This is a genomic window from Robbsia andropogonis (assembly GCF_000970345.1).
Classification (GTDB): domain Bacteria; phylum Pseudomonadota; class Gammaproteobacteria; order Burkholderiales; family Burkholderiaceae; genus Robbsia; species Robbsia andropogonis.
Genome location: NZ_LAQU01000080.1, coordinates 1 through 6,351, shown reverse-complemented (window position 1 = coordinate 6,351; position 6,351 = coordinate 1). Strand labels below are relative to the sequence as shown.

7 protein-coding genes and 1 pseudogene are annotated in these 6,351 nt (G+C 57.0%); all 8 read left to right on the top strand.

Going from position 1 to position 6,351, the window contains the following annotated elements; genetic code table 11:
* A partial coding sequence (locus tag WM40_RS25470) for a VirB4 family type IV secretion/conjugal transfer ATPase (RefSeq protein WP_461786673.1) occupies nt 1–1,609 on the top strand: 1,609 nt, incomplete at its 5' end.
* Nucleotides 1,593–1,856, top strand: a complete 264-nt coding sequence (locus WM40_RS25465; RefSeq protein WP_046154409.1) for an invasion associated locus B family protein — start codon at nt 1,593–1,595, stop codon at nt 1,854–1,856. The genes WM40_RS25470 and WM40_RS25465, both read left to right, overlap by 17 nt.
* 28 nt (nt 1,857–1,884) lie before the next feature.
* On the top strand, nt 1,885–2,529 hold the full coding sequence (locus WM40_RS25460; RefSeq protein WP_046154408.1) for a TrbJ/VirB5 family protein: 645 nt from the start codon (nt 1,885–1,887) through the stop codon (nt 2,527–2,529).
* 17 nt (nt 2,530–2,546) lie between these two features.
* A complete protein-coding gene (locus WM40_RS25455; protein ID WP_046154407.1) occupies nt 2,547–3,470 on the top strand; it encodes a TrbL/VirB6 family protein in 924 nt (307 codons plus the stop codon).
* 26 nt (nt 3,471–3,496) lie between these two features.
* Nucleotides 3,497–3,853 (top strand): hypothetical protein, encoded by a 357-nt coding sequence (locus tag WM40_RS25450; RefSeq protein ID WP_046154412.1) that lies wholly within the window; start codon nt 3,497–3,499, stop codon nt 3,851–3,853.
* Between the two features lie 176 nt (nt 3,854–4,029).
* Nucleotides 4,030–4,908, top strand: a complete 879-nt coding sequence (locus WM40_RS25445; protein ID WP_157686006.1) for a VirB8 family type IV secretion system protein — start codon at nt 4,030–4,032, stop codon at nt 4,906–4,908.
* Entirely contained in the window at nt 4,905–5,744 is an 840-nt protein-coding gene (locus tag WM40_RS25440) for a TrbG/VirB9 family P-type conjugative transfer protein (RefSeq protein ID WP_046154406.1), read from the top strand. Before WM40_RS25445 ends, WM40_RS25440 begins: the two co-directional genes overlap by 4 nt.
* Nucleotides 5,734–6,351 (top strand): annotated as a pseudogene (locus tag WM40_RS25435) (type IV secretion system protein VirB10); the annotation flags it as partial. The gene WM40_RS25440 and the pseudogene WM40_RS25435, both read left to right, overlap by 11 nt.

The following is a 6,351-nucleotide window of genomic DNA, read 5'->3' as shown; positions in this document are numbered from 1 at the left end:
GCACCATCAAATCAAGGAGCTGAATCAGGCCGTGGCGCTCATCGCCGGTCGCGATCTGGCGTTTGGCGATTATCACGGCGCATTGGTTGTGTATGGCGAAACCGCCGCGAAGGCGATAAGCAATGGTGCGTACGTTACGAGCCGCGCGTTAAATGATTGTGGGTTCAAGTTCGTCAAGGCAACCGCATCGGCACCCTACACCTATTTGAGTCAGGTACCGGGTTTCCGCAAAAAGCCGCGTCCGATGCCGAAGTCCACCCGCAACCTCGCCTCGTCGTTCTCGATGCACACGTATTCGGCGGGCAAGGCTCGGGGTAATCCACTGGGTGACGGTTCCGCGTTGATGCCGGTGCATACGGTAGCAAAAAGCCTGTTTAGTTTGAATTGCCACGCCTCTCGCCTCGATGAGGATAGCGTGGGTGAGAAGGTCGCGGGCCACACCTTGATCATGGGTGCGACCGGCACGGGTAAAACCACCCTTGAGACCATGCTGCTGTCCTTTCTGGAACGGTTCGATCCAAAGATATTCGCCTTGGATCTGGATCAAGGTCTCAGAATCTTCCTCGATGAAATCGGGGCCGAATATTACTCGCTGCGTGAAGGGGAGCCGACGGGTCTTGCTCCGTTCGCGCTGCCGTACACCAAACGACACCTCGCGCACCTGTATGACTTAGTCGGTGCCTGTTGCCGAGACGAGAACGGCAAGCTCAGTGCCGAGGATCAACGCCATATCAAGCACGCGGTAGACACCGTGATGAAGCTCGAAACTATCGAGCACCGCACCTTCAGCCGTCTGCTGGAATCCATCCCGGATACGGGTGAGCACAATAGCCTGTGGCTGCGCTTGAGTCAGTGGTGCGGGGCGACGGACGGTCGTTTTGCATGGGCCTTGGACAATGTGCCCCGGGCGTTGACGAATATTGCCGAGGTCCGTCGTATTGGCTTCGATGTAAGCGATTTCTTGAAGAAGGATTATCCGGCAACGGAGCCGGTGCTTGCGCATTTGCTCTACCTCAAGGAGCAGATGCAAAGAAAGGGCGGCTTGCTTGCCACGGTGATAGCGGAATTCTGGCTTCCGGCGAGCTATCCGACCACCCAGGCCTTAATTCGCAAGTCGCTCAAGACTGGCCGCAAGGCAGACGAGTTTCTGATACTGGATTCGCAATCACCAGAGGATACGATTCAATGTCCGGTCTTTGCGGAAATACGTGATCTCACCGCGACGAAATGCTATTTGCCGAATCCAGAGGCCAAACGGGAAAGCGCCAAGCTTCTGAACATGACCGACCGCGAGTTTGATGCGTATAAGCAGCTTCCGAAGGAAGCGCGGACGTTTTTAATCAAGCAAAGCAATCAGTCGGCGTTTGTCACGCTCGACCTGGGCGGCATGGACGACGAGATTGCGGTGCTCTCCAGCAGCTTGGATAACGTCGCGATTTGGGAGGCCTGTACGCGGGAGGCACATGGTGACACGGACCTGCGCATGCAATTGTTCCAAGCGCGTCGTAAAGGCAAGCGCGGCGCTAAAGGACGGGCCTCGGCAGATCGTTCCATGGAGCAAACCGATGAAAACACGCAGGCAGAGCACGACGATGATGCGCATGTTTAAAGCCACGGCAACCGCCGCATTGCTCATTGTCGGAGCTTCGGCACATGCGCAGGAGGGCGTTGATAGCGCTGCTCTCGCGAAGCAGGCGCAGGCGGGTGTGCTCACACAACCCGACGCGTACCATTGCACGCCACGCCCGGAAAACGACATCAACCAACGAATGCTCGTGCAGTTGATTTCGATCGATACGACGCTCAAGCAGTTGCTTGAGCTTGAACAGCACCAATACATGACAACGCATCCTTGAAATAGATCTTTGAGAATTGGATAGGACGATGAAAACAATGCGAATCCTCGGCGCGGCCGCGTTAATGGCATTGACCTGCACGTTGCCCATGGCCCATGCGCAGGGCGTGCCGGTGCTTGATATTCAGGCAATTGCCCAAGCCATCGCAACGGTCAAACAGTTGCAGCAGGAATACGGACTATTAACGAACCAGTACCAGTCGATGACTGGCAACCGGGGACTTGGCGAGATCTACAACGATGCGTCCTTGCGCAATTACCTACCTGATCAGTGGCAGTCGGTGTACGACCAGGTCAAAAGCGGGCAATTGAACGGCATTAGCGGGCTGGCGAGCAGTATCGAAACCCAGGAGGGTATGACGGCGTACACCCCTGGCCAGCAGCGCTTGAACGATACGCTTGCGGCGAATAAGGCAATGACGATGCGCTCCTACCAGGCATCGATCGACAGGCTTAACAATATTCAGCAACTGATGCAGCAGACGAATATGACGCAGGACCCCGCTGCTAAAGCCGATCTGCAAAACCGATGGTCAGCAGAGGTGTCATCGATCAACGCGGAGAAGACCCGCCTTGATTTGATGGTACGGCTCCAGGACGCGGAGAAGGAATTGGCACAGCAGGAAGCCCACCAGGATATGCAGCAGCGGTTGAATGGTGACGATACCAACTGATACGGGAGTAATGCGTCATGGAATTACACGTTTTTTCTGACATGTTCAGCCGGTTCGATGAGAACGTGCTCAACACCATTAACACGGGTTCGGCCAATATGATCTCGCTGATCAGTCCGTTGGTCGCGGCCTGCTTCAGTCTGTATGTGTTGCTCGTGCTGGTGTCGTATTGGCGTGGCCATAACGACAGTCCGATCGTGGACTTTCTGCTGAGGATGGCAGGGTGGGCGGCGGTCCTGACCTTCGGGATGAACATCAGTTACTACAGCGAATACGTGGTCCCGTTCTTTAATGGGCTAGGCGACGATTTGAGCCGCGCCATCATGAACGGCGACAGTTTGAGCAACGGACTTGACTCCTTGTTGAACCTGTACATTTCAGCGATTACGAGTATGTACAAGGGTTTAACAGCCCTTCAGATCGGCTTGTTTGTCGAAGTCTCGGTACTGGCTGTGTGCGTCCTCTTGGTGGGATTGCCATTTCTGGCGATCGCGGCCGCCTTCATTATTCTTGCCAAGTTCGCCCTCGGACTGCTGCTGGCTTTGGGGCCCGCGTTTATCGTCACAGCGCTTTTCCCGGCGACTCGGCAGTACTTTCAGAATTGGGTGGGTCAGTGCCTGAACTACGGCATTCTCGTTGCCCTTTTCGGTGCCGCAGGGGCGTTGGAAGTGAGCTATATGACCTGGGTGCTCCCGACTAAGTTTGACGTGTCGGACGTGATCTTGACGTACGCAACCGAAGGGGAAATTGTTAGCTGCGGGATTGTGTTCATCGTTATCTCGTTGAACCTGCCGTCCCTGGCATCGCAACTGGCAGGTGGAGTTGGTATCTCATCGATGGTGGGTCAGTTCAGCAACGCTGCCGGCGCGGCGATGCGGGCCATGCGCCTTTCTGGCGGTGGAGGGTCAGGGGCGAGCAACAACGCGATGAAAGGTGCCTGACATTGATTATCTTCAAGGGGTATTACATGAGACTTATCGGATTAATTGCATCAGCCGCCTTGGTTTTTCTGACCGTCACGCTATCAGGGTGTGGTCACCACAACGGTAACGAATTCGTAGGTACCTGGAAGAATGTCGGAAAGAGTGGTTGGGATCAGATAAGTATCGAGAGAAATGGAGACGGAGACGATTTCTATCTTTCTCACAAAGCGCCCAATTTCGCGGCAGAGAGCGCGGCTGATAGCTGGCAAGTGGTTAAAGAGCCGGCGGTCGCACAAGATGGAAAACTGCTTGTGAGCGGTGATATTCCATACTTCATCACAATAGACAAAAGCACGGGTCATCTTGTCATGCCAGGCTACGAATTTGAACGAGTGAAGTAAATCGAATCGTGTTTGCCGGATGGTTCCGGCAAACCGCATGAATCAGGAGTGACCATGAGAATAATCGTCGTGCTTTGCAGCGTCGCGTTGCTCGGGGCGTGTTCGTCGGTGCCAAAGCCGACGCAGCCAAAAGGGCCGTGGATGCCGGTGAACCATGCGACACAGGAGGGTGTGCGATGAAATGGGTTCCAAGGAAATTGGCGGCAACAACGTCTGCGCCGGGCACCCTTGCGGCAAATGCTTACGCTACCGCGCTACGCGATGCCTCAGCCGCGCTTGCGGATGCCGATCCACGCGATATGGCTCGCATGTATTTCAAGCAAGCGCTCGTGTTTGAGCAATCTCGTCAGCAGTTGCAAGAGAATGCCAGGAAAATCGCATGGCGCGTGGCAGGCGGTGCGCTGTTTATCGCATTGGTTTCCATTATTGGCTCAGCAGCGTTAGTACAACTAAAGAGACCTTCTCCTCCGGTCATCATAAGAGACAACACCGCCACGGGTAACGTCGAGGTCATTGATGTCGCGCGCAGTGGCTCGGTCAGCTTTGGTGAACTGGAGGTGCGTGCTGCGCTTCGCCAGTACGTGGAGCTACGCGAGAGTTACGACTGGTACACGATACAAGATGCCTATGACACCGTGAGTCTGATGAATTCGGAACGCGAGCAAGGGCAATATGCATCGCTTTACGACCATAAGAATTCGCCGCAGAACATATTGACCGATAAATACCGTGTGATCGCACGCATTGGGGCGATTACTTTTATCGGATCGACGGCGCAGGTGTTTTTTTCCAAGACCATGGTGCCCCTGTCGTCGCAGGGTAGCGGTGCCGTTGTGGTACCGAAGACTGAATATTGGGTCGCCACCATCACTTATGAAATCGGCGAGCTGCCCACACGCAGCAACGACCAGACACGCAACCCGACGGGGTTTCGCGTGACGAGTTATTCGGTCGACCGCGACTGGACGCGCAGCACGACTGATAGCGTGGTACCGATGCCCTCGGCCGCAACGGCATCGCAGTCCGCGCCCTCGGGCGGAGGTGCCAGGCCATGACGCTTTTCTGTCTTAAAAGGCAGGCGAGCGCGGTACTGATCGCCGCGCTGGCCGCAACGCCCATGAGCGTCTTTGCCGAAGTCGTGCCCGGCGCGTGCGGCAGTGACGCGCATATTGCCTGCGCGCTCTATGACCCGAATGAGACCTACCAAGTGGCGTATCGGGCCGGGGAGGCGACTGTCCTGATTTTTGAGAAAGGCGAAAAAATCGACGGCGGTGGCATGGGCGATGGCAAGGCGTGGTCTGCGGGTCCGGCGGGCAATGGCTTTTTCTTCAAGCCCAAGGCCGCCCATGCGGCAACCAATCTGATTTTACTGACGAATAGACGGCGCTATGTGCTCAAGCTCGTGCCTGTGGCACGGCACGAAGACGCGATTTGGTCATTGAGTTTCGCGTATCCGGACACGCAGGCAAAACAAAGCGCTGCGGCGGCCGTGCGCTCGGCCGAAGCACGCGCACTGCTGGCGCAGACGGTTGACACGCGTGGTACGGGCAACGCCGACTACGACATGCACGGCGACACGGCGTTGGCGCCCACGGCCTTGTGGGATGACGGGCGTTTTACCTACTTCGAGTTTCGCACCAATCGGGATCTGCCTCAGATCTACCGCGTGTATGGGGATAACAAGGAAGCGTTGGTCAATCCCGATGATGTACGCGGCCCTGTGCTCGTCGTGCATGACACGGCGCAGCGTTTCAATCTACGCCTGGGGGACGCCGTGCTCGGTATCCGTAATAACGCATACCGGCCCGATGGGCAGCTCAACCCCGCGGGTACGACCGTTCCCGGCACGGTGCGTCTGGTGAAGCACAAGGAGGCTGGCAATGATCAATGAGAACAATACGACACCTTCTTCTGTACCGGCGTCGCCCGAGGCTAGCTTGGGTGAGAGAGGTGTACCGGGTATCACGCGCACGAAGCGCAAGAGCCCATTGCGGATGTTGCCGATCGTGATCGGGCTTGTGTTGGTGTTGCTGTTTGGCGCGGTTGCAGTGGGTCTCGCGATCAAGCGCTGGAGCGCGCAGCAGCATGCGCAAACCCTCGCGGCACGAGTGGATGCGGCGAAGGACAAGCCATCGGATGCGCATCACGACTTCGGCCGGGATCAGGCGAAAATCGAAAGGCAGCGCGCCGCCGACGCGGCCATGGCCTCGGAGGTCGAGGCGGCCAACGCGGCGCTGCCTAAACCAGCGCATGCGGATGGCGCCACCGCATCGAATGTGAGCGGCGCCACGGCCGCCAATGCCGCGAGCGCGGTGCAAACACCGCAGGAGCGCAAGCTTGATGGCGACGTGTTACTGAGCTTCAACGACCAGACGCCGCGCTCGTCGGCGCCAGGTGCCTCGTCTGCGCTCGGCACTGCGCGTGGTGAATTTGCGAAAGATGGCCTGGACGGCAAGTTGCAGCCCTCGAAACTGGAGAGCGTCAAGGCCGAGTTGATG